This is a genomic window from Paenibacillus sp. NRS-1781, assembly GCF_050467745.1.
In the GTDB taxonomy this organism is placed as follows: domain Bacteria; phylum Bacillota; class Bacilli; order Paenibacillales; family Paenibacillaceae; genus Paenibacillus; species Paenibacillus terrae_A.
This window is the reverse complement of sequence record NZ_JBITPI010000002.1, coordinates 59,073-82,964: the sequence shown is the minus strand read 5'-3', so window position 1 is coordinate 82,964 and position 23,892 is coordinate 59,073. Positions and strand designations below refer to the sequence as shown.

The window sequence follows — 23,892 nt, the reverse complement described above, 5'->3', positions numbered from 1 at the left end:
CGAGAAGTAGATTTATTTGGCGGATAAGGGCTATTATCATTGACTTTTACTCATGATACTGAATATAATGAGTTTAATAAATAATATATGAACAGTTGCTCATATATAGTTAATTGGAGGCCAATGATTATGGATGCTCTGAAAAGAACGGCACGGCACGAATGGATTTTGGAAGGCTTGGATTGTGCCAACTGTGCTCTGAAGATTGAAAATGGAGTCAGTAAAATAGAAGGTGTACTTGATTGCTCGGTCAATTTTGTAACGAAAACATTGACGATGACAGCAAGCCTAGATCAAAAAGAGGAGATTTTTCGTCAAACGGAACGGAAGGTTCACAGACTGGAGCCTCACGTACGAATGATCGTAAAAAGCGCCCGGGTACGCTCGCGCTCGGGTGCAGCGCAGACAGGCAGCGCAGGGGAGCATCATTCCAATAGTCATGAGCATGATGAGGGACATACGCATGAGAACGGCCAGCAACATGGAGCTCACAGCCACACAGGTCATACTCATAGTCATGAAGCACATGCTGAGGAAGTTCATGCCCATGATGGCCACCACCATGGCGAACATGCACATGATCATGGTGATTCCACACATGCTCATTCACATTCGCATGGAGATGACAGCCATGCGGGGCATACACATGACCACGGTACAGACGGTATACGACGCATGATTGCACGCTTGGCTATCGGTGCGGTTGTTGCGGCTGTTGCTTGGTGGTTGCCTGTAGAGGGCCTAGGGAAACTGGCACTGTTTTTACTGGCATATATCATTGTTGGTGGAGATGTAGTCTTGCAGGCTGTGCGCAGTCTGGTACGGGGAATGGCTTTTGACGAATATTTCCTGATGACGCTGGCTACTGTTGGTGCATTTGCAATTGGGCAATATCCGGAAGGCGTAGCCGTCATGTTCTTTTATCAAATCGGTGAGCTATTCCAGGGCATTGCGGTTAATCGTTCGCGCAAATCTATCAGCGACCTGATGGATATTCGACCGGACTATGCCAACCTGAAGACGGCTGATTCCGTAAATCGGGTGTCACCCGAGGATGTGCGTGTAGGTGATCTGATAGTAATCAAGCCGGGCGAGAAGATTCCGCTGGATGGTAAGGTTGTAGACGGAAAATCGCATGTGGATACCTCGGCGCTGACGGGTGAATCCGTGCCTCGTACCGTGGAGCCGGGAAGCAGTGTGATGAGCGGATTTATCAATACGAACGGACTTTTGACTGTTGAGGTTAGCAAGGAATTCAACGAATCGGCGGTCTCCAAAATTTTGGAGCTAGTGCAAAATGCGAGCGCCAAAAAAGCACCGACTGAAAAGTTTATCACCAAGTTTTCCAGATACTATACTCCTGTTGTGGTTATTGTTGCGCTACTGCTGGCAGTCGTTCCGCCACTCGTCGTATCGGGGGCACAGTTTGCCGATTGGGTATATCGTGCACTTGTTTTCCTCGTTATTTCTTGCCCATGTGCGCTGGTCGTATCCATTCCGTTGGGCTTCTTTGGCGGCATCGGGGCAGCCTCCCGTTCAGGTGTGCTGATTAAAGGCGGGAACTATCTGGAAGCACTGAACCATGTAAAATATGCTGTTTTTGATAAAACAGGTACACTCACTAAAGGGGTTTTCCGTGTAACAGGCATGTATCCTGCCGGGGAATTTACGAAGGAAAGCCTGCTGGAAACAGCTGCTTTGGCGGAGCTGCATTCCACGCATCCTATTGCAGCATCCCTGCGTGATTCCTATGGCAAGGAGCTTCAAGCCGAGCGGGTACAGCAATATAGCGAGATTTCCGGTCATGGGATTCAAGCGCAGATAGATGGTCGCCTGGTGTTGGCCGGGAATGCGAAGCTGATGAAGCGGGAGCAAGTTGCTTTTGACGATGCACAACGTGCAGGAACGATGGATGAAGGAACAGTCGTTCATGTGGCTGTAGACGGAACGTATGCCGGATGCATCCTGATTTCGGATGAGGTCAAGGAGGACGCGGCACGAACGATTGCTTCACTGAAAAAGCTGGGTATAGTGAAAACGATCATGCTGACAGGTGACAACCGGACGGTTGCAGAGGCCGTAGGACGACAGTTGGGTCTGGACGAAGTACGTGCAGAGCTGTTACCCCAGCATAAAGCCGAAGCGATTGAACAACTGTCTGCAAGTAAAAAAGCGGGCGACAAGATTTTGTTCGTGGGGGACGGGATTAATGATACCCCTGTGCTGGCGCTGGCAGATGTAGGTGTAGCGATGGGCGGTTTGGGTTCAGATGCCGCGATTGAGGCGGCGGATATCGTGATCATGAACGACGAGCCTTCGAGGCTGGTTACAGCGATTCATATCGCCAAGCGTACACGACGAATCGTATGGCAGAATATTATTTTTGCGCTAGGTGTCAAAGCCGTGTTTCTCACTTTGGGTGCATTCGGTATTGCTACCATGTGGGAAGCTGTATTTTCCGACGTGGGTGTAACATTGCTTGCCGTACTGAATGTTATGCGTGTATTGAAAGTACGTTCTTTCGAATAAAAAAATAGTGCCCTCGGGTTATTATCGGATGTATTCATCCTGTGAAATCCGGGGGCTTTTTTTCGTTCAATGCTGCGGTTTAATCTATGCTTTCCGGTTGTTCTACAGATATGTATAAATGTGGGGTGCGACTAATACGTTAAGGTAGGGACCTTACAGGTGAGGCTCATTTGAATTCCGCTCGACGTCTGATAGGTAAGCGTTTTCTTTTTTTGGTGGAATACTCAAACTTGTGTGTGCCACCTTGCTGACGGGAGAAAGGATGGATTTGTAGCATGGAGGCTAAACTGATGTATGTATTCGCAGAACTGTTAAGTGAAAAAAACAGTCTGGATTGCGATGCCCCCGAGTTGGGGAGTGAGGCCGCTGCTGCACAGAGACTGGCTATTGAGTCAGTGCTGGCAGGATGCAGTGAAGTATCTGCCTCACAGGAGGAAGACCCGCTGGGCTGGCTGGTCGGATTAGCCGTACAGGGTAGGATCAGTCAAGAGGAGGCGTTGCTGGCTGCGGACTCCGGGCTAATAGAGGAAACGCTGCTGAATAAGGACAACGATAACAGGGAAGCGATGACCACACTGCTGGAGTGGAGCGATGAATACAGGCGTACATTCATACGTATCTATGCTGATGATCCTGCCCAGGTGAATTATACAAGCAAGGAGTCAGCGATAGGGCTAAGTATGGACAGCCTAGATGGCTATAGTCTTCTGCACGGCCCCTTGTCGCAGTCGTCCAGCCGTGTGGCTGAATTATGCCGTGCCTATCTAGACGCGGCAGAGTCCGGGCATACGATTCATGGTCCTGACGGGGAGCCTGACCCCCTCCTTATTCCAGGCTCCCGTGCATCAGACACGTACAAAGCCTTTAATCAGGCATCCGGCTTGCCCGGATTATGTGATCATCTGTCCCGGCGAATTATCGGGCTGCTGGAAACAGAGTATGAAGGCTTACTCGAGTCTCTGAATGGATTACCTCTCACAATCGCCTTGATCGAACAAAACAATGCAGTGGGCATCGGAAGCCTGCAAGATATGCAGTTGGAGGCGCTGCTGCGTGCAGCGTTGCGAAGTGTGCAGCAGGGGGGAGAACCGCAACTGGAGATTGTGGTGCGCAATCCGGCTGGCGTGGACCAATTCCGGGCAATCCGGGACTGGATCGACGGCGTTGCGGAGCAGACCTTATGCGGCCGCCTGCGGTGCATTCCATATCGGGTAGGCGTGCTTTTGACGGTCGATGCCCCCTCGAAGCTCAACGTCAGACAAACATGGAATAGACAGGCCCAACCGTCTTATGAGTCTGCCAGCGCCAACCTCATGCCGGAAGTGAAAGCGCAACAGATCAAGCAGGCAGCTCAAGCCGCAGATATGGCGCGTTTTGCCGACGCGGTGATTTTGGAGATCGCACCAATTCCATCATATAATGATGAGGGCATGCATCGGTTGAATCAACCCGTTGCTGGTAGTTTTGAGAACATCAGTGCTATGATAAAATGCATGACGCACGCCATTCGGGGCGTGAAATCCGAGCTGCCCGTATGGGTGGCGTTAGAGGCTATTCACGATTCGCTGGATGGAGCTTCCATATGGGGAAGCGGGCTAACGGGCGTGATTTGCCCGGAAAAAGCAGCTTCCATCGCACGTCTTGCGGCTGCACGTTTCGGACTGCTGCAACAAGCTGAGCAGCAACAAGGCTCTGTTGCTCTACAAAACCCCGCCCAGCGGTTTCCGCTGTAGCCCGATCCAGAAGGTAACTAGAGCGTTTTGATCTATATATTGCTGATTTGAAATCGCTCTTGGGATTTATCCAAAATGCTCAAATATATAGGATATCTGCGCTGTTTGTGCAGGTATCTTTTTTATTTGGGCGAATGTCGGTTTACAACCGGAGAAGAAAAGGATTATAATAAAGCAAAAGTTTCTCTAAACCAAAATAATTGTATCAATGCAAAAATGATTATCATTCTCATTGCTAAACATGCTGCTTCGGAATTCCCGAAGCAGCATGTGCTATTTTAAGGCACTTAACAATGGATATCATTCTCAATAAGATGCAATAACAAAGAACAAAAATGGAAAGGAACGTGACATCATGCAAGCAGTTCAACGACTTCAAAAAACATTGTCTCCCTCAGATCGGATACTTTCAAAAAACGGTGGCAGCGGACGGCCAGGCCCGAATCGCAAGCCGCAATTCCAGCTCAAAAGCATGCTGAAAAACAAGGAGATGCAGGCTGCCCTGGGCAGTGGAACGCTTATGCTGATGGCATGGGGCGTCTCGCATTGGTCGCAATGGCTGGCGGTCATCCTGTATGTGGTTTCCTACGCCCTGGGTGGCTGGTCTAAAGCTAGAGAAGGCATTGAGACACTGATCCGTGAACGTGATCTGGATGTCAACCTGCTTATGATCGCAGCGTCATTGGGGGCTGCGGCTATTGGCTATTGGAATGAAGGAGCAATGCTGATCTTCATTTTTGCGCTCAGCGGTGCGCTGGAGAGCTATACCACCGAGCGCAGCAGCAAGGATATTTCCGAGCTGATGGCGTTGAAGCCGGAAACGGCTTTGCGTCTGTCAAGCGAGGGGACGGAAACGGTCGGTATTGAGCAACTGCTGCCGGGGGATCTGCTGCTGGTGAAGCCGGGCGAACTGATTCCGGCAGATGGCCGGATTTCCAAGGGCGTTTCGGCAGTGAATCAGGCATCTATTACCGGGGAATCCATTCCGGTGAACAAAGCGGCGGGTGACGAGGTATATGCGGGCACCATTAACGGGGAAGGCGTGCTGTATGTGGAGGTTAGTCATTCCTCCGAAGGTACTCTATTTTCAAAAATCATCCGTATGGTGGAGGAAGCGCAGACTGAGGTTCCCGATTCCCAACGCTTTATCAAAAGGTTCGAGTCGATTTACGCCCGAATAGTTGTTGCGGTTACGCTGATTGTTATTGCAGGTGCGCCAATGGTATTGGGCTGGACATGGGCAGCGGCCTTTTACAAGGCAATGGTATTTCTCGTTGTGGCCTCACCGTGCGCACTCGTATCGTCCATTATGCCAGTCATGCTGTCTGCTATTTCCAACCGTGCCCGTCGGGGCATTCTGTTCAAGGGTGGTGCCCATGTGGAAAATATGGCGCTGACATCTGTCGTCGCCTTTGACAAAACAGGTACGCTGACCATCGGTTCGCCTGTTGTAACCGACTGGATTACCGCCACAGGCTACGATGCCGATGAGCTGCTACGTATTGTCGCGGCAATAGAAAGCTACTCCATGCATCCATTGGCACGAGCGATTGTAGCCAAAGCCGGGGCCGAATTGGGGCAGCGAGAGCTTCCCGCAGTGGAGCAAGTACAGTCTCTAACCGGATGGGGAATGGAAGGCATGGTAGACGGGGTGAGGTGGAAAATCGGGCGCACGGATGCGCTGGATGACGCTGGCCCGCTGGCAGAGCCGGAATGGGTTGAGATACGCGCCCGGCTGGAAGCCGAGGGTAAAACTGTATCCATTATCCTCGCGGATGACAGGATAGTTGGGATGCTGGCACTGCGCGACGAGCTGCGGCCACAGGCGCAGGAGGCGGTGAGACGCCTGCAAGCGCAGGGCATCCGGGTCGTTATGCTGACCGGAGACCGCCCGGAAACCGCCGCCGTGATCGCGGTGCAGGCCGGAGTCGATGCGGTATATGCTGGTTTGATGCCGGAGGGCAAAGTCAGTCATATTCGCATGCTTCGGGAGCAGTATGGGCATGTCGTCATGGTCGGCGACGGTGTGAATGATGCTCCAGCACTGGCTGCCGCAACAGTCGGGCTGGGCATGGGTATGCATGGCAGTGGAGCCGCACTGGAGGTCGCGGATGTGGTGCTGATGAACGATGGCATCGAAGAGATTGCCCCGACGGTAGCACTGGCACGCAAGGCGCAGCGGGTGGTCAAGCAAAATATGATCTTCGCCGTAAGCGTCATTTTACTGCTCATCATTAGCAACTTTGTGCAAGATATAGCTTTGCCATTTGGCGTCATCGGGCATGAGGGCAGCACGTTGCTTGTCATTTTGAACGGCTTGCGCCTGCTGCGGTCATAAATGGAAAGGAGCATTCACATCCCTTAAAGGACAGGGGGGAATGCTCCTTCTTTGTGTATCCACGAGAATCATCTCTATAAGATGAACTAGCGCAACAGCGATGGGAAGTACCATCCGACCGCGCAGTGGCGCTTCATGTACATCTTTGGTTCAGCGTATAGGTCGTAATAGGTTGTAATTTCACCTCTGACGAGGTGTAGACCGGCGTAAGAACAGGGAAAACAGTAGCCCTGCCAGCGCGATTCCGGTAGCAATGATAAATGCATCGTTAATGCCGTGGATCGTCGATTCTGTGACGGCACTTCGATATACCTGCTGTAACGCAAGCGCCGAGCCAGTTTCTGTCGAAACTCCAGCCGTTTGCGCGAGGGTTTGCCCCAGCTCAGCTACGCCTTCGGTTAAAGGAACATTGGCAGTGGTAGCCACATTTGCATAATCCGCCAAATGAACCGTAGTCCGGTTGCTCATCACCGTAATGAGCCATGCGGTTCCGATGGACCCGGCAATTTGTCTTACCGTATTGGACATGGCTGTACCGTGGCTACCGAGATGGGGAGGAAGCTGATTCAGCCCTTCTGTCTGTACGGACATCATTAACAATGACATCCCGAAGCTGCGAATCGTATAGATGATCATAATGTGTCCATAGGTCGTGGCATCCGTCAGCAGACTGAATTCCCATGTCGTGACTGCCGTAATGATCAACCCGATAATTGCCAGTGGCCTCGCACCAATGCGGTCGAAAATCGCTCCCGATATCGGTGACATGACACCCATCAGCAGTGCGCCAGGCAATAACAGCAAGCCGGATTGCAGCGGTGTAAAGCTGCGTATATTTTGCAGATAAATCGGCAGCAGCAGCATTCCACCGAACATCGTCATATTGACGGTAGCGCCGACCAGCGTAGATACTGTAAAAATATCATACTTAAACACACGGAACTCCAGCATGGGCTGTCTCATATTCAGCTCGCGTATGACAAACATGACAATAAACACGAGCCCGCCAGCGAGCGTGAGCACTACTGTATTGCTGCTCCAGCCCTTGTCTCCAGCGGAACTGAAGCCATACAGCAGGAAGCCAAAGCCAAGGGTCGAAAAGATCGTTCCGAGCAGGTCAAAATGAGGATACGTCAGCTTGGACACATTTTTCAGCCAGCGTACAGCAAACAGAATATCAATGATCGCCAGCGGAATGACCAGTAAAAATAGCAGCCGCCAGCTGTAATGCTCCACGATCCAGCCGGATAAAGTGGGTCCTATTGCTGGGGCGAACATCATCGCGATGCCCATCGTTCCCATGGCTGCCCCCCGTTTTTCAGGGGGAAATACGGTCAGGAACACGTTCATAACCACAGGCATGATAATACCCGCTCCGCTGGCCTGAATGATGCGTCCGACCAGCATAGGAGCAAAGCCGGTACTGACGGCGCAAACGACAGAACCCGCAGTAAACAGCCCCATCGCGGAAATAAACAGCGCACGTGTCCCGAACGACTCAATCATGAAGGCGGTAATCGGAATCAAAATCCCGTTGGTCAGCATATATCCGGTGGATAGCCATTGAACGGTAGTTGCGGATACATTGAAGTCATTCATCAAATGCGGAATCGCCACATTCAGCAGGGTTTGATTCAAAATAGAAATGAAGGCGCCCAGCAGTAGTACGGACAGGATGCGTCCGATGGACATTTTTTGTTCCATGACAGCCTCCTACTTGTGTACTCTGATGCTTGCACTCATGCCCGGGATAATGCCCAGTCCTTTGTAACCTTGAATGGAAATGTTAACAGGCACGACCTGCGTCACCTTGGTATAGTTGGCAGTGGTGTTGGAGGTAGGGAGCAGTGAAAAGGTGGCGGCCGTCGCCAAACCGATCTTTTCGATTTTGCCGCTTAGGGACGTGTCGGGGTATGCATCAATATATACATCCACCGTCTGACCCACCTGAAGATCCTGCACAGCCGTTTCGTCTATATTGGCGGTAATCCATAAATTGTTCAGATCAAAAGCCTTGGCCAAGGGCGTACCAGCCCCGACAATCGAGTTGTTGACCGCAGATTGCTGCACAATGGTGCCATCGGTTGGAATAGTAATGCTAACCCGGCTTCCGCCCCCCTCTACACTGCCAAGTGTGCCTCCAGCCGTGTAGGTTTTGCCGACTTCAGCGTTCCAGCCTGTAAGCTTGCCAGCGCTTGGAGAGGCAACGGTGACGGCTTGTCCGCTCACTTGGGCATTGTCGGTTTTTATGTAGTTAGCGGATTGATTGTAGTAATAGGCGGCGGCTCCGCCCCCTGCCAAAATAATGATAATAACTAGCAGGTTGACCAATATGGCGCGTGAATTCATGTGTACATGCCTCCCTAGTTCTTGGATTTTCAAAGTATGCGCCAAATGTTTCACAATATTCAGAGGGATTTTGGGAAGGATAAGAGCGCATGTGAAAAGGATGATTTTGCTGACAAAGGATGATGCGCATAATGACGACCAGAATCATGATTGTATATGACAGTGAAAATGGCCATACGGAGCGACTTGCTCGTTCCATTGCAGAAGGCGCACGCCATGAGCACACAGAAGTGTTGCTGAAGCATGTCGATGAAGCCGATGTGAATGAACTGGTGAACGCGGACGCGATCATTTGGGGATGCCCGGGTCATTTTGGAACGATCAGTAGTGGCTTGAAAAGCTGGATTGATAAGCTAGGGTATCTGTGGGCGCAGGGCAAGCTGGTAGATAAAATCGGAGCGGTGTTCTGCACAACTGCTACCGTTCATGGCGGCTTGGAATCCACACTGCTGAATTTGATTACTCCGATGCTGCATCAAGGCATGATGATCGTAGGACTTCCAGCTAATATTACGGAAAATGCGCTTTACGGCTCCTATTATGGCGTAGGGGTGACGTGTCCGGTGGAGACAGACCCGAACGGTCCGCCCCATTTCCCAACGGGTGATGATCTTGCACTTGGTCGGTCTTTGGGCCAACGGGTCGCTGAGACGGCGGGACGGTACCGTAGCGCTGGCAGAGAATAGGAGGCCGCTCATGACCATTGCTTTTATCGTAGTAGCTGCGGTTGCTTTTATCTTTTTGCTGGTATTCAACACGAAAATGGCGCGTAAACCCTCTCCCAAAAAAGCGGTCAGCCCGTCCGACGAGGATTCACGGCAAAGAAGCAAACGTCCTTATCCAGTGGAAGTGGAACCCAAGGCGAGGAAGTTGCCGGATTCTGATTCTACGCGAGAGACGCGCCATAAGGCTGCGGAGGTGGAGATTCATCATGAGGAGCCTGACGTAGATGCCAATACCAGGCCGATGAGAGTTAGCGTACACACCAAAGATTCCTACGGGGATCAGGACTATCGGGCGGCTTTACGCGGATTTGCCGGAAAGAGCGAAGAAAAGGAAGAACCGCATAGAAATAATCATGGAGAACGTGAGACGCACAAAAGCGAGGATGAGCAATATCGTGAAGCGCTGCGCTCTATGAACCGAAAAAAATGAAGCGCGAACGAGACATGCCTTAAGGCTGCTCTTCTGTCTGGACTACAGGCAGAGGGCAGCCTTTTTTGTGGTACACGGCTATAGCCATTCGGTTAGACCAATCATCGTAATCAGACCGAGAATAAAAGAGAAGGTTGCGATACGTTGGTTGCCGTCCCCGTGGCTTTCGGGAATCAGCTCCTTGTAGACGATAAACATCATCGCTCCTGCGGCAAAGGCAAGACCGTAAGGAACCAGTCCATGAACCCAACTGCTCAAATAAAATCCAATCAGACTTGTAATAATTTCAACGGCCCCGGTGAGGGTGGCAATGCCCAATGCCTTGAAGCGACCAATGTTTTGATTCACGAGGAATAGAGCGACGATAAAGCCTTCCGGGGCATTTTGCAGACCGATGGAAAAGGCAATGAGATTACCAAGATTTTGAGTTGCGCTCGCATAGCTGACTCCAACGGAAAGTCCCTCAGGCAAATTATGTAGTGTAATGGCCGCGATAATGAGAAAAGATTTGGATTCCAGATGAAAGGTTTTGGAATCCGGGTCCTCCAGATCGGCATGTGGAATATACATTTCCATCACTAGCAGCACAAGACAGCCGAGTAAAATCCCCGCAGACAGCACGAACCAGTTGGAATGATTGATGGCCTCGGGAATGAGGTTGTACACCGATGCAGAAGTCATGATCCCCGCAGCATAAGCCAACAGTACATCACGAAGACGGTGCGTAATTTTACGCATAAACAGTATGGGCACGGCACCGAGCCCGGTGGACAGGGCAGAAATAAGGCTGCCAACAAACATGTCACTCATAATCGGGATATCCCTCCATACCTGATTAATCTTTAAGGTTCGCTTCATGAAAACTTCATTTGACTGTTTGAAGCACTTTCCGCATAATGGAATTAGGATTTAGAATCAGTCTAATTCATTTTTTGAATGAGCGTCTGGCAGAACTACTTTTAGAGTATATGCATTAGCCCATCTCTCGGTACCGAAAACTCGCTATATCATTCTTATCATATTTTAGGAGGAACAAAGATATGTACAAGTCCATTATTATAGGTACCGGCCCTGCCGGTTTGACAGCTGCTATTTATCTGGCACGCGCAAATATGAGTCCACTGGTGATTGAAGGACCACAACCGGGCGGACAATTGACTACAACAACAGATGTTGAAAACTTCCCTGGCTTTCCCGAAGGAATCATGGGACCCGATCTGATGGATAATATGCGTAAGCAAGCAGAACGTTTCGGTGCTGAATTCCGCACAGGCTGGGTGAACAAGGTCGACACAGCCGCTCGTCCGTTCACATTGGATGTGGAGGGCTTGGGCGAATTGGTTACAGATACGCTGATCATTTCTACAGGTGCGACTGCGAAATACCTAGGTATTCCGGGTGAGCAGGACAACATTGGACGCGGTGTGAGCACTTGCGCAACCTGTGACGGATTCTTTTTCCGTGGCAAAGAAATTGTTGTTATTGGTGGTGGAGACTCGGCGCTGGAGGAAGCCAACTTCCTGACACGTTTTGCCTCCAAAGTAACGCTGGTGCATCGTCGTGAAGAAATGCGCGCCTCCAAAATTATGCAGGACCGCGCTCGTGCAAACACCAAAATCGAATGGGCACTGAATCGTACGCCTGTAGAAGTGATTGCTGACGAGAACGGGGTAACTGGCTTGAAAGTATTAAATAATGAAACAGGTAAAGAGGAAATCATTACAGTTAGCGGCGTATTCGTGGCGATCGGTCATCATCCGAATACGGGCTTCCTCGAGGGCCAAATCACAACCGATGCGAATGGTTATATCGTCGTAAATCCTGGTACCTCCGAAACAAACGTACCTGGCGTATTCGCTTGTGGCGACGTCCAGGACACACGCTACAGACAAGCGATTACAGCAGCAGGCAGCGGCTGCATGGCCGCTATGGACAGCGAGAAATACATCGAAAGTCTGGAACACAGCGCACTGGCCCTGTAATATTTCGTTTAAGTATGAATAAACATAATTTCTACAAAAATAATTGATGAGGTGATATTTCATGGAAAAAGCGATTGTATACACATCCACAAACTGCCCGCATTGCCGTCAAGTGAAAAGCTATTTGACTGAGAAAGGTGTAGAGTACGAAGAACGCAACATCGAAACCAATGATGCTTTCGCTCAAGAAGTTTGGGACATGGGCATTCGTGCCGTTCCATTGACCCTGATCGGAGAAGAACGTATTTCCGGCATGAACAAAACCAAGTTTGAAAAAGTATTGAACGCTTAATCAGCTTCACAGCGGATTCACAAATCGTCATATGATTTCAATAAGGCTCTCTCGCAGGTACAGACTGCGATGGGGGCCTTATTGCTAATTTTGAACGACAACAATTGTTAAGTTTCAAAGCAGTCGTCGCCCTGTGCCCTGTGGTCCTACGATTAGGAGAATTTTGTCGAAAAACGTTGCATCTCTTGCTGGTTGGTGTTATATTTGGATTGTAAGCGCTTAAAACCCGGGTTGCTTTATGTAACAGTTCATCATTGTACAATTATCAATCAATCAGTATCTCTTCATTAATTAAATAGCAGATTATCCAATACAGGCGTGTTACTGTTCGGCAGGCAAGACCTAGATTGGGTAGGATATTTTTCCCTACCCTTTTTAGGTCTTTTTTTGTTCCCTATTTTAAGAAAGAAGGTGTAATTCATGAATTACAAAGATATCGCACAGGCCATTTTTAATAAAGTGGGTGGGAATGATAATATTAACAGTGTCATTCATTGCTCTACTCGATTGAGAATGACGCTCCGTAAACCGGAATTGGCACAAACAGATGAAATTAAAGCCTTGGACGGGGTTATGGGAGCCGTGAATAGCGGTGGACAATATCAGGTCATCATAGGGAATGATGTAGGCTATGTCTACAATGAGCTGGTAAAATTGCTGGACCCGGATAAATCGTCCTCGGATGAAGCCGAAAAAGTGAAGGCAGACCGAAGCCTTAAGGGATTGTTTAATACCTTTGCGAACATGATCGCAGGTATTTTCCAGCCTATTATCCCGGCCATTGCCGCTTCCGGGATGCTAAAAGCATTGCTCTTGCTGTGTACAGTAACCGGAATCATGAGCAAGGAAAGCCAAACGTACATGGTTTTAAGTGTAATCGCGGATGCGGCATTTTATTTTCTGCCTATGCTGCTGGCTTTCTCCAGCGCACAAAAATTCAAGACCAACCCATTCGTATCCGTACTGCTTGGGGGCGTGCTGCTTCATCCAAACTTAATCAGTTTGTTAGGTGGTGAGAAGGCCGTTACATTTGCGGGCCTGCCCGTAGCGTCGGTACAGTATGCCACCTCTGTTATTCCCATTATTTTGACCATATGGTTCATGTCCTATATTGAGAAATTTGCTGATAAAATCTCTCCGGGACCTGTGAAAATTTTTCTAAAACCATTAATCGTTATTCTGATTGTCGCGCCTGTCGCTCTCATTGCTTTAGGGCCGCTGGGGACGTATCTGGGCTTGGGGATGTCAAACGGTGTATTCTGGATTCAGGAAAGAATTGGCTGGCTTACAGTAGTGTTGATGTCTATCGTGATGCCGCTAATCGTCATGTTCGGCATGCACAAAGTATTTTATCCTATCATATTTGCTGCGCTGGCTTCACCAGGATATGAAACATTGGTGCTGATTGCCATGCTGGCTTCCAATATGGCACAAGGAGCTGGTGCGTTTGCCGTCTCGCTGAAAACAAAAGATCCCAAGTTCAAACAAATTGCTTTGTCGGCAGGTATTTCAGGGGTATTCGGAATTACAGAGCCTGCCTTGTACGGCGTGCATTTACGCTTGAAAAAAACACTGTTCGCTTGCATGATTGGAGCTGGTGTTGCCGGATTGTTTGCCGGACTTGTGAATCTAAAAGCTTATGCCGCTGTGGGTCCTGGTTTTGCATCACTGCCGATGTTTATCAGTGAAGATCACTCCAACCTGGTATATGCGCTCATTACAATGGCCATTTCGATCGTTGTGACGTTTATAGCAGTATACGTGATCGGATTTAAGGATACGGTTATCGAACCGGTCAAAACAGAATCTCGTCCGGAGCCTGCTCAAGCGAAAGATAAGAGCATCAAGTCCAAAATCGTTATTTTTGCACCTATGGAGGGGGAGGTGATTCCCTTACAGCAGGTCAAGGATGAAGCGTTCTCTCAGGAAGCCATGGGCAAAGGGATTGCTATTCAGCCAAGTAACGGCAAAGTAGTTGCACCCTTTGACGGCACCGTGGACACTGTGTTTCGCACCAAGCATTCCATAGGCTTAAAATCGGTTGAAGGCGTAGAGCTGCTCATTCATATCGGTTTGGATACCGTGAAGCTGAAGGGCCAGCATTTTACGGTGCATGTACAAGAAGGTGACGTCATTAAGCATGGACAGCTTCTGATTGAATTCGAGCTTGAAGCCATACAAAAGGCGGGATATGATACGATAACTCCAATTATTGTGACCAATACGCCGGACTATCTGGAGATCATGAGTCATGAAAATTCAGGAAAGACAGGGCCAGAGAAGCCTCTGATTACTGTACTTTAACAGTGTGTTTGTTGGGGGAATCAAGCCTGGAAAGTGAGAGGTTGTTCGATATGAAAGTAATAAAAGTTCTCAATACGAGTATTGTGCTTGCCAAACGTGAGGATCACAAAGAGATTATCGTGATGGGGAAAGGTATCGGCTTTAAAAGCAAACCCGGTGACTTCGTCGATGAGAACGAGATCGAAAAGATATATGTTCTTGAAAATGAAAGTATGTCTTCCGATTTGACAGCCTTAATGAAGGAAACTCCCAAGGAGTATTTGATTATGGCAGATGAAATCATATCTTATGCCAAAAGCGTTCTATCCAGTCACTTGAATGAACACCTGTATATTTCCCTGACAGACCATCTGTTTATGGCAACCAAACGGTTTAAAGACCACATGACGATTCAGAACCGGATGCTGTGGGAGGTCAAAAAGTTTTACCCGGAAGAGTTTGGCATTGGTCTGTATGCGCTCACCTTGATTGAAAAGCGAATTGGTCTCAAGCTACCTGAAGAGGAAGCGGCGAATATCGCCTTTCATCTGGTCAACGCTCAACAGACCGATAACAATATGAACCAGGTTTTATTGATGACCAATACGGTCAAAGACATTTTGAACATCATTAAAATTCATTACCAAATTGAACTGGATACCCACAGCATCAACTATTCACGGTTTTTAACGCATCTTCAATTTTTTGTTCAGAGATTACTTGAGCATAAAATGTTGGATTCTCAAGACCAGGAATTAATGAGCCAGATTGTGAACAAGTATCCAGAAGAAGAGAAATGCGCGTTAACGATTCAACAGTATATTGAAGCCAAATTTGAGCTTTCTATTCCTGACGAAGAACTAATGTACCTGATTATTCACTTAAAACGAGTCATGAGCAGAAATTAAAGAGGAGGAGCTAGATGTGACAGAGATCAAAAGAACATTTCCAGAAGGCTTTCTATGGGGAGGAGCTGTAGCCGCGAACCAGGTCGAAGGAGCCTGGAATGTCGATGGTAAAGGGATATCTACAGCAGATATGGCTATTTACAAAAGAAATGTTAGCAAAAGTGATTACAAAAAACACAATTCAATGACCGAGGAACATATCCAAAAGGCGATGCAGGACACATCAGATCATGATTATCCCAAACGCCAGGGAATCGATTTCTATCATCGCTATCCTGAAGATTTAGCATTGTTTGGTGAAATGGGCTTTAAAACGTTGCGGGTATCTATTGCATGGACGCGTATTTTTCCAAACGGAGATGAGGACAAGCCTAACGAGGCTGGATTGCAATTTTATGATCGGCTGTTTGATGAAATGCATAAAAATGGGATCGAGCCGCTTGTTACCCTGTCTCACTACGAAATGCCGATGTATCTTGTCCATCATTACGGGGGCTGGACCCAACGGAAGGTTGTAGATTTCTTTATTCATTTTTGTAAAACCGTGTTTACAAGATACAAAAATAAAGTAAAGCACTGGATCACTTTTAATGAAATAGATAGTATCGTTCGGCATCCGTTTACGAGCGGTGGGATTATACCGGAACGCTTTGAAAATGTAGAGCAGGCGGTTTATCAGGGGTTGCATCATCAATTTGTGGCTAGTGCTTTGGCTGTGAAATACTGTCACGAAATTGTTCCCGGCTCGAAAATCGGCTGTATGTTAACCCGGCTGACGACATACCCGCACACCTGTAATCCGCAGGATATGCTTGCAGCGTTTAAAGCGAATCAGTTTAACTTTTTTTTCACAGATGTACAGGTTCGTGGTGCGTACCCGCATTATATGAAACGCTTCTTCCATGAAAAGGGGCTCGTGATAGAAAAGCTTGAGAGCGATGATGAAATTTTAAAAACGCATCCGGTGGATTTCATTTCTTTTAGCTACTATATGTCGCTCGTTGCCAGTGCAGATAGTGAAGGCATGGAAAAAGTCAGTGGAAATACGATTGGCGGCGTTAAAAATCCTTATCTGGAAACGAGTGATTGGGGCTGGCAGGTTGACCCGGTCGGCTTGCGACTTTCTCTTAACGAGCTGTACAGCCGCTATGAAGTACCATTGTTCATTGTAGAAAATGGTTTGGGAGCGTACGACAAGGTAGAGGAAGACGGTAGTATTCAGGATGATTACCGTATTGATTACTTCCGTGCTCATTTTGAACAAATGCATGAAGCTATTCTGGACGGGGTTGAACTCATGGGTTACACCAGTTGGGGAGCGATTGACTTGGTCAGCTACTCCTCATCTGAAATGGAAAAAAGATACGGATTTATATATGTGGATAAAGACAACGACGGTAACGGAACGCTTGAAAGAAAACGAAAAAAAAGCTTCTACTGGTATAAAGATGTGATCTCCAATAACGGTTTGTAGAAATAAATGGGCGTATAGGAACTTTAATGTTCCTGTACGCCTTTTTTTACAAAGATACCCTTACACGCCTGAGAAAAGGGGCTGTCGCTGCATAGGCAGCGCCTAACATGGTCGAACGGCTGCCAAGCGTGGAAAAACGGATTTGCAGCTGCCGTCGGTGATAGGGCAGGGCGCGTTCATCAATCACCTCACGCATACTCTGCTCCAGCCATGGTCGGGCCTCCGCCAGCGGACCGCCGATGATAAGCATTCCGGGGTTGAGGCTGTTCACAATATTGGTAATGCCCACGCCCAAATATCGCCCGATATCACGAAAGACGCTTAGCGTATTCGTGTCACCTTGCCGGGCAAACGGCAGTAATTCCGCTGTACTGTGCGCGGGCAGGGGGAGGGTAGGCGCTGTGTATGCTTTTTCCGAAGCATACAGCTCCCAGCAGCCCCGGCTGCCGCAGGAGCAGAGCCGCCCGTTCCAATCAATGGACATATGACCTGTCTCTCCGGCGTACCCCCAAGCTCCTTGATACAGCTTGCCGTCAATGATAATTCCGGCCCCGATCCCAGACCCTGCACTAATGTAGACCAGATCCCGCACCAGTTGCCGGTAATCGCTGTCCATACCATAGTACAACTCGCCCTGTGCGCCGACATTGGCTTCGTTATCCACCACCACGGGAAGCCCAAGCTCTTCCTCAAGCTGTTGCCGCAGCGGAACCTCTTCCCAGCCCAGATTGGGCGCGAACAAAACAGTTCCCGATTCATCCACCATACCTGGCACTCCTAGCCCCATACCGACGATGCCATGAGGGGAGGGAGGGACCGTCTGCATAAGCTCCTGAACCAGCCTTTGAATCTGCTCCATAACAAAAGCAGGATCATGCTGCGCAAGGGGGAAGGTAAGCTCTGTTTCAATGGTTCCTGCCAAATCGGTCAGAGCACCCTTGATATACTGCACGCTGACCTCGATGCCGAGAACAAAGCCCGCACGACTGTTAAACAGCAACATTAAAGGCTTGCGACCACCACTGGATTCACCTAATCCCGTTTCATATACAAGCCCGTCGGTGATCAGCTCCGCCACCAGGTTGGAAACGGTAGCCTTATTTAACCCGGTTTGACTGGATAATTGTGCCCGGGACAGGGGGGCATGGAGGCGAATGCGCTCCAGCACAATGGATTTATTCAGCTTTTTGACAAGCGCCTGATCGCCAGTGACATTCATGATTTTTTCACTTCCTGTTGGTGTAATTCCCAATAGTATATCATAAAAAAAACTTAGTTTAAGCAATAGACAAAGTGTTTTGGCTGTGCTAGAATCTTTTTTGTAAACGTTTACTATAAAGGAGGAGCTTATAATGGCTTATTTCGAACAGGTATCTAAAATTAACTTTGAGGGCAAGCAATCCAATAATCCTTTTGCATTCAAATTTTATAATCCTCAGGAAATTGTGGCTGGGAAAACGATGGAGGAGCATTTGCGTTTTAGTATGGCTTATTGGCATACACTGGTTGCAGGTGGATCTGATCCATTTGGGGTAGAGACGGCGGAGCGCCCTTGGTCCAAGTTTACTGGACTGGATTTGGCGAAGGCCCGTGTGGAGGCTGCTTTTGAGCTGCTGGATAAGCTGAACCTGCCTTATTTTGCTTTTCATGATGTGGATATTGCACCAGAAGGCGCGTCGCTGAAGGAATTTTACAGCAATCTGGATACCATCGTGGATTTGATTGAAGAGCATATGAAGGCAACGGGTAAAAAGCTGCTGTGGAACACGGCGAATATGTTCAGCCATCCACGTTACTTGCATGGGGCTGCGACGACTTGCAATGCAGATGTATACGCACACGCAGCGGCCCAGATTAAAAAAGGCCTGGAAGTGGGCAAGCGTCTGGGCGCGGATAACTATGTGTTCTGGGGAGGCCGTGAAGGCTACGATACGCTGTTGAATACAGATTTGAAGCTGGAGCAGGACAATTTGGGACGGATGTTCCATCTGGCCGTAGACTATGCGCGGGAGATTGGCTTTGATGCTCAGTTCCTGATCGAGCCGAAGCCGAAGGAGCCAACCAAGCACCAGTATGATTTTGATGCGGCAACGACGATTGCTTTCCTGCAAAAATATGATCTGGATTCGCATTTCAAGCTCAATCTGGAGGCTAACCATGCAACCTTGGCGGGTCATACGTTTGATCATGAAGTGCGTGTAGCACGGATTAACGGTATGCTGGGGTCACTGGATGCCAATCAGGGAGATTTGCTGCTGGGCTGGGATACGGACGAATTCCCGGTTGATCTGTATGATGCAACCCTGACTATGTATGAAGTGCTGCAAAATGAAGGCTTGGGCCGCGGCGGTATCAACTTTGATGCCAAGGTGCGTAGAGCATCATTTGAGCCAGAGGATCTGTTCCTCGCACATATCGCGGGTATGGATACGTATGCGAAAGGCCTGAAGGTAGCCGCCAAACTGATCGAGGACCGCGTGTTCGAGGACTTTATCGATAAGCGCTATAGCAGCTTTAAAGAAGGTATTGGAGCAGACATCGTATCCGGTAAAGCAACGCTTGCGTCTTTGGCTGAATATGCACTGGCGAACGATGCACCACGTAAAAACGTATCCGGTCGTCAGGAGTATCTGAAAGCGACATTAAATCAATACATTTTGGCGGATTAATATCAGAGCCTATCCATGAGACAGCGTCTATAGGGTAACAGGAAAGGAGGAATTTCCATGCAGGAAAAGCAGAAACAGGAGCAGGAGCGCTATGTCATCGGCGTGGACTTGGGTACCAGCGCAGTCAAAACGGTGCTGGTCAACCGCAAGGGACAGGTAGCTAATGAAACCTCCGAGTCTTATCCGCTCCATCAGCCCAAGGCAGGGTACAGCGAGCAGCATCCCGAGGACTGGGTTCGTGGCACGCTAACAGCACTGAAGCAGCTTGTTGAAAAGGCTGGAATCGGCGGGGCAGATGCTGTGGACGGCATTAGCTTTTCGGGACAGATGCACGGGCTTGTGCTGACCGACAAGGACGGGCAGGTGCTTCGTCCGGCTATTCTGTGGAATGACACGCGCACAACGGCGCAGTGCCGCCGCATTGAAGAACAGCTCGGACCGGAGCTGCTAAGTATCGCGCGTAACCGGGCGCTGGAAGGCTTTACGCTGCCCAAGCTGCTGTGGGTGCAGGAGCATGAGCCGGACGTACTGGCTGGTGCAGCCCATTTTATGCTACCGAAGGATTATGTGCGGTATCGCCTGACGGGAGAACTGGCAACGGAGTATTCGGATGCGGCGGGCACGCTGCTGCTGGATGTGGCCAAAAAGCAGTGGAGCCAAGAGATTGCTGCTGCTTTCGAACTGCCGTTGACTCTGTTCCCATCGCTGGTGGAATCGTTCGATCAGACGGGTACACTACTGCCGGAGATTGCGGAGCAGACCGGACTTTCGCCTGCAACGAAGGTGTATGCAGGTGGAGCGGACAACGCATGTGGTGCGATTGGCGCAGGCATTTTGAGCGAAGGCCGCACCTTGTGCAGCATCGGCACCTCAGGCGTTGTGCTTTCTTATGAGGAGCGCAAGGATATTGATGTGCAGGGTCGGGCGCATTTTTTTAATCATAGTGAGCAGGACGCTTATTATATCATGGGTGTTACGCTCGCGGCCGGGTACAGCCTGACGTGGTTTAAGGATACCTTTGCACCGGAGCATTCCTTTGATGCACTGTTGGAAGGTGTGGATTCGATTGAGCCGGGTAGCCGCGGGCTGTTGTTTACGCCTTATATTGTCGGCGAACGTACCCCTCATCCAGATGCTACCATTCGAGGCAGCTTTATCGGGATGGATGCGGGGCACAAGCTCGCGCATTTTACACGGGCGGTGCTGGAGGGAATTACATTCTCGCTCAAGGAATCCATTGATATTCTCAGAGGAACGGGCAAAGCGGTGAATGAGATCATTTCCATTGGCGGCGGTGCGCGTAATGAAGCGTGGCTGCAAATGCAGGCAGACATTTTTAATGCGGATATCATCAAGCTGGAAAGCGAGCAAGGGCCTGCCTTGGGCGCGGCGATGCTGGCCGCTTACGGAAGCGGCTGGTTTGAATCGTTGCAAGCGTGCGCGGCAGCTTTTCTCCGTGAAGCAGCCAGATACTCGCCAGACCCGGAACGTGTAGCCCGATATGAAGGCCTATATGAGCTGTATCGTGAAGTCTACCTGCACACGCGGGAGCTAAATGAACGGTTGGCGGAATACCGCTAAATATTGTGAGTTTGAGAGTAAAGGAAAAGCGTCTTCGGGTCAGGATAAACCCGCAGACGCTTTTTTCATGGGGATGCTAAGCTTGGATTAGATATTTCTGTTGATGTTCGCTTGGTCTTCCTTCACAGCACTCGTGGCACAGCCCGGACATGATTTGCTAGATGAGCATCCGGCACAAGCACCTTGACGGCTTTTTCGCAAAAAGCGTACGAACACCCACGCGCTATAACCGAGAATCACCAGTAAAATGATGATATTGATCATGGAATCCACTTCCTTCTATTTTCATAAGGCTCTAACTTAACCCCAACCTAATAATCTGCCACACTGATAGATCACAACGGCAATAATATATGCAACGGTCAAAGGATAGATCACGGAAAATCCGGTCCAGCGCCACGAAAGGGTTTCTTTACGAATGACCGCTACCGTGGCCAGACATGGCACATACAACAGAATGAACACCATGAAGCTAAAAGAGGCCAATGGCGTAAAGGCATGCCTTACTTGCATTTCTAGTCCCTGCATGTCCGGAACGTGGTAAATGATATTCATCGTCGATACCACAACCTCCTTGGCCATAAAGCCTGTGAGCAGGGATGCGCCTGCTTGCCAGGTACCGAAGCCGAGAGGGGCCAGTATGGGGGCGAACCATCCTCCAACAGTGGCGAGCAGGCTGTCATTCATGTCTGCACCGAACCCTTGGGGGCCGAAATTGGACAAAAGCCAAATACCGACGGACCCTGCGAGAATAATGGTTCCAGCTTTGCGGACGAAGCCCTTGACCTTTTCCCACGTGCTGCGAAATAGCGTAAGAGCTTGCGGCACACGATAAGGGGGAAGCTCCACGATGAAGAGGGAAGGCTCACCCGACAAAAAGGATACCTTGGAGAACACCTTCGCAAGTACAAGCGACACGACAATTCCTAGCACGTACATCAGCATGATGATGCTTGCTGCGTGTGTTGGGAAAAATACGCCCGCAAACAACGCATAGACTGGCAGGCGGGCGGAGCAGGACATGAAGGGTACCAGCAACGTTGTAATGAGGCGTTCTCTGGGCTGTTCAATGGTGCGTGCCGCCATAATGGCAGGAACATTGCAGCCAAAGCCGATAATAAAGGGGATGAAGCTTTTCCCGTTCAAGCCCACAGCTTGCATGAGACGGTCCATTAATATCGTGACCCGTGCCATATACCCGGAGTCTTCAATCAGCGAAATAATAAGGAACAAAATAGCGATCTGAGGCAGAAAAACGAGCACGCCCCCAACTCCCGCCACGATACCGTCCACGATAAGACTTTGCGTAAAAGCGGACGCGTTCAAGTGAACGAGCGCTTCAGAAATCCAACTGCTCAGTGCTCCTGAGAAGAATCCATCCAGCATATCTGAAAGGATCGTACCTGCCCAATCGAAGGTGAACTTGAAGGTAGCGTACATCAGCAGCAAAAAGATCGGAATCCCCAGATACCGATGTGTCAGCAATGCGTCCAGCTTGTCTGTCAGACTGTGCGGCTTGAGTTTGGTCGTATCCAACGCCTTTGTACACAGATCAGCGATCCACGCTGTACGAACAGAACGGATATGCTGAGCGGGAGTAGCCGAATAGCCTTCAAGGAGAAGCTCTTTCTCGCAACGCTGGATGTGATCCGTTACTTTTTCACGCTGTACCTCATTCGTCATCCATTCCATAACGACAGGATTGTTTTCCAGACACTGTAGAGCTGCCCACCGAGGGTTTGGCACAGATGTATTCGTCAGCAAGCTGCCAATATCTACAAGGGCTGCTTCGACGGCAGAGCCATAATCCAACTGGAAGGAATTTGGCGAACGTCGTACCTCTCGAAGGGATGCGAGCATTTGCTTACTGCCGCTGCCCGTGCGTGCCACCATAGGAATGATGGGAACATTCAATTGATCAGCCAGCAATTCCTTGTTCACTAGCAGGCCTGTGGCATCGGCTACGTCGGTCATATTTAAGCCAAGTACGAGCGGACGGCCATATTCCAGCAGTTGTACAGTCAGGTACAGATTGCGCTGGAGCTGGGAGGCATCCACGATGTTAATCAGAGCCGCAGGCGGTTCTTCCAGCAAATAACGGGTAGCGATACCTTCATCCAGCGAAAGTGGAAGCAAGGAATAGGCACCTGGCAAATCCACCAAAACGGCAGACTTGTCGCGCAGCAGACCGGTTTTCTTTTCCACCGTAACCCCGGACCAGTTCCCTACCTCTGCATACGTACGAGTCAGCTTGTTGAATAATGAGGTTTTTCCCGTATTGGGATTACCGAATAGAGCAATCATGTCCATGAAGGAACGACCTCCAGTTGTTTTACCTGATTTTGACGGAGGCCGACCAGTTGACCGTTGCATTCAATAACGATAGGGCCGCCCAACAGACTGATTTTTTTTAACCGTATAATGGAGCCTTCGTCAATCCCCATGTCCGTTAAGCGTCGACGCAATGAGGGGTGAAGAGAAGCAAGAGATTGCAGCCGCACGGGTTGACCCGGTGGAGTACGAAGGAGTGAGATACATTCTGGCATGGTGCTCAGCCTTTCTAATATAGAATGAGAATCAATATCAATGATTTCCGATG

The 23,892-nt window shown here is 49.4% G+C and carries 19 protein-coding genes; 12 read left to right on the top strand and 7 right to left on the bottom strand.

Going from position 1 to position 23,892, the window contains the following annotated elements:
• Positions 1 to 129 precede the first annotated feature (129 nt).
• The 3 genes from ACIFO6_RS00575 to ACIFO6_RS00565 all read left to right on the top strand — a co-directional run bounded on the left by ACIFO6_RS00575 (position 130) and on the right by ACIFO6_RS00565 (position 6,600).
• Positions 130 to 2,529, top strand: a complete 2,400-nt coding sequence (locus tag ACIFO6_RS00575; RefSeq protein ID WP_430036853.1) for a heavy metal translocating P-type ATPase — start codon at positions 130 to 132, stop codon at positions 2,527 to 2,529.
• A 275-nt stretch (positions 2,530 to 2,804) separates the two neighbouring features.
• Complete coding sequence (locus tag ACIFO6_RS00570) at positions 2,805 to 4,262, top strand: PEP-utilizing protein (protein ID WP_430036850.1); 1,458 nt, start codon at positions 2,805 to 2,807, stop codon at positions 4,260 to 4,262.
• A 355-nt stretch (positions 4,263 to 4,617) separates the two neighbouring features.
• Entirely contained in the window at positions 4,618 to 6,600 is a 1,983-nt protein-coding gene (locus ACIFO6_RS00565; protein WP_430036847.1) for a heavy metal translocating P-type ATPase, read from the top strand.
• Between the two features lie 180 nt (positions 6,601 to 6,780).
• On the opposite strand, the gene ACIFO6_RS00560 is transcribed toward ACIFO6_RS00565, so the two are convergent.
• Both ACIFO6_RS00560 and ACIFO6_RS00555 read right to left on the bottom strand, forming a co-directional pair.
• Positions 6,781 to 8,304, bottom strand: a complete 1,524-nt coding sequence (locus tag ACIFO6_RS00560) for a DHA2 family efflux MFS transporter permease subunit (protein WP_430036844.1) — start codon at positions 8,302 to 8,304, stop codon at positions 6,781 to 6,783.
• Between the two features lie 9 nt (positions 8,305 to 8,313).
• Complete coding sequence (locus ACIFO6_RS00555) at positions 8,314 to 8,949, bottom strand: HlyD family efflux transporter periplasmic adaptor subunit (RefSeq protein ID WP_430036841.1); 636 nt, start codon at positions 8,947 to 8,949, stop codon at positions 8,314 to 8,316.
• A 131-nt stretch (positions 8,950 to 9,080) separates the two neighbouring features.
• Between ACIFO6_RS00555 and ACIFO6_RS00550 the strand changes: the two genes are divergently transcribed.
• Together ACIFO6_RS00550 and ACIFO6_RS00545 are read left to right on the top strand one after the other, a co-directional pair.
• A complete protein-coding gene (locus ACIFO6_RS00550) occupies positions 9,081 to 9,635 on the top strand; it encodes an NAD(P)H-dependent oxidoreductase (protein WP_430036838.1) in 555 nt (184 codons plus the stop codon).
• A gap of 10 nt (positions 9,636 to 9,645) precedes the next feature.
• Entirely contained in the window at positions 9,646 to 10,104 is a 459-nt protein-coding gene (locus ACIFO6_RS00545) for a hypothetical protein (RefSeq protein ID WP_430036836.1), read from the top strand.
• Positions 10,105 to 10,182: 78 nt separating this feature from the next.
• Here ACIFO6_RS00545 and ACIFO6_RS00540 read toward each other — a convergent pair whose 3' ends face one another.
• Entirely contained in the window at positions 10,183 to 10,914 is a 732-nt protein-coding gene (locus ACIFO6_RS00540) for a ZIP family metal transporter (protein ID WP_430036971.1), read from the bottom strand.
• Positions 10,915 to 11,144: 230 nt separating this feature from the next.
• Between ACIFO6_RS00540 and trxB the strand changes: the two genes are divergently transcribed.
• From trxB to ACIFO6_RS00515, 5 genes are all read left to right on the top strand, one after another.
• Complete coding sequence (gene trxB, locus ACIFO6_RS00535; protein ID WP_430036833.1) at positions 11,145 to 12,086, top strand: thioredoxin-disulfide reductase; 942 nt, start codon at positions 11,145 to 11,147, stop codon at positions 12,084 to 12,086.
• A gap of 61 nt (positions 12,087 to 12,147) precedes the next feature.
• Positions 12,148 to 12,378, top strand: coding sequence for a glutaredoxin family protein (locus tag ACIFO6_RS00530; protein WP_014278134.1), 231 nt, complete (start codon positions 12,148 to 12,150; stop codon positions 12,376 to 12,378).
• A 420-nt stretch (positions 12,379 to 12,798) separates the two neighbouring features.
• Positions 12,799 to 14,682: a beta-glucoside-specific PTS transporter subunit IIABC gene (locus ACIFO6_RS00525; RefSeq protein ID WP_430036830.1), complete on the top strand. Its 1,884-nt coding sequence runs from the start codon at positions 12,799 to 12,801 to the stop codon at positions 14,680 to 14,682.
• Positions 14,683 to 14,732: 50 nt separating this feature from the next.
• A complete protein-coding gene (gene licT / locus ACIFO6_RS00520) occupies positions 14,733 to 15,569 on the top strand; it encodes a BglG family transcription antiterminator LicT (RefSeq protein ID WP_430036827.1) in 837 nt (278 codons plus the stop codon).
• Between the two features lie 16 nt (positions 15,570 to 15,585).
• Positions 15,586 to 17,043 (top strand): glycoside hydrolase family 1 protein, encoded by a 1,458-nt coding sequence (locus ACIFO6_RS00515; protein ID WP_430036824.1) that lies wholly within the window; start codon positions 15,586 to 15,588, stop codon positions 17,041 to 17,043.
• 46 nt (positions 17,044 to 17,089) lie between these two features.
• On the opposite strand, the gene ACIFO6_RS00510 is transcribed toward ACIFO6_RS00515, so the two are convergent.
• Positions 17,090 to 18,262 carry an ROK family protein gene (locus tag ACIFO6_RS00510; RefSeq protein WP_430036821.1) on the bottom strand — a complete coding sequence of 391 codons (1,173 nt, stop codon included), beginning with the start codon at positions 18,260 to 18,262 and terminating at the stop codon, positions 17,090 to 17,092.
• 133 nt (positions 18,263 to 18,395) lie between these two features.
• Here ACIFO6_RS00510 and xylA point away from each other — a divergent pair, with 133 nt between their 5' ends.
• On the top strand, positions 18,396 to 19,712 hold the full coding sequence (xylA, locus tag ACIFO6_RS00505) for a xylose isomerase (RefSeq protein WP_430036818.1): 1,317 nt from the start codon (positions 18,396 to 18,398) through the stop codon (positions 19,710 to 19,712).
• 57 nt (positions 19,713 to 19,769) lie between these two features.
• On the top strand, positions 19,770 to 21,293 hold the full coding sequence (gene xylB, locus ACIFO6_RS00500) for a xylulokinase (protein WP_430036815.1): 1,524 nt from the start codon (positions 19,770 to 19,772) through the stop codon (positions 21,291 to 21,293).
• An 87-nt stretch (positions 21,294 to 21,380) separates the two neighbouring features.
• Here xylB and ACIFO6_RS00495 read toward each other — a convergent pair whose 3' ends face one another.
• The 3 genes from ACIFO6_RS00495 to ACIFO6_RS00485 are packed head-to-tail and all read right to left on the bottom strand — an operon-like array spanning position 21,381 to position 23,839.
• The gene (locus tag ACIFO6_RS00495; RefSeq protein ID WP_082067089.1) at positions 21,381 to 21,557 is read right to left on the bottom strand and encodes a FeoB-associated Cys-rich membrane protein; all 177 of its coding nucleotides are present in this window, start codon (positions 21,555 to 21,557) and stop codon (positions 21,381 to 21,383) included.
• Between the two features lie 36 nt (positions 21,558 to 21,593).
• Complete coding sequence (gene feoB, locus ACIFO6_RS00490) at positions 21,594 to 23,603, bottom strand: ferrous iron transport protein B (protein ID WP_430036812.1); 2,010 nt, start codon at positions 23,601 to 23,603, stop codon at positions 21,594 to 21,596.
• Complete coding sequence (locus ACIFO6_RS00485; protein ID WP_044644606.1) at positions 23,594 to 23,839, bottom strand: FeoA family protein; 246 nt, start codon at positions 23,837 to 23,839, stop codon at positions 23,594 to 23,596. The genes feoB and ACIFO6_RS00485 overlap by 10 nt, the downstream gene beginning before the upstream one ends.
• Between the last annotated feature and the right edge of the window lie 53 nt (positions 23,840 to 23,892).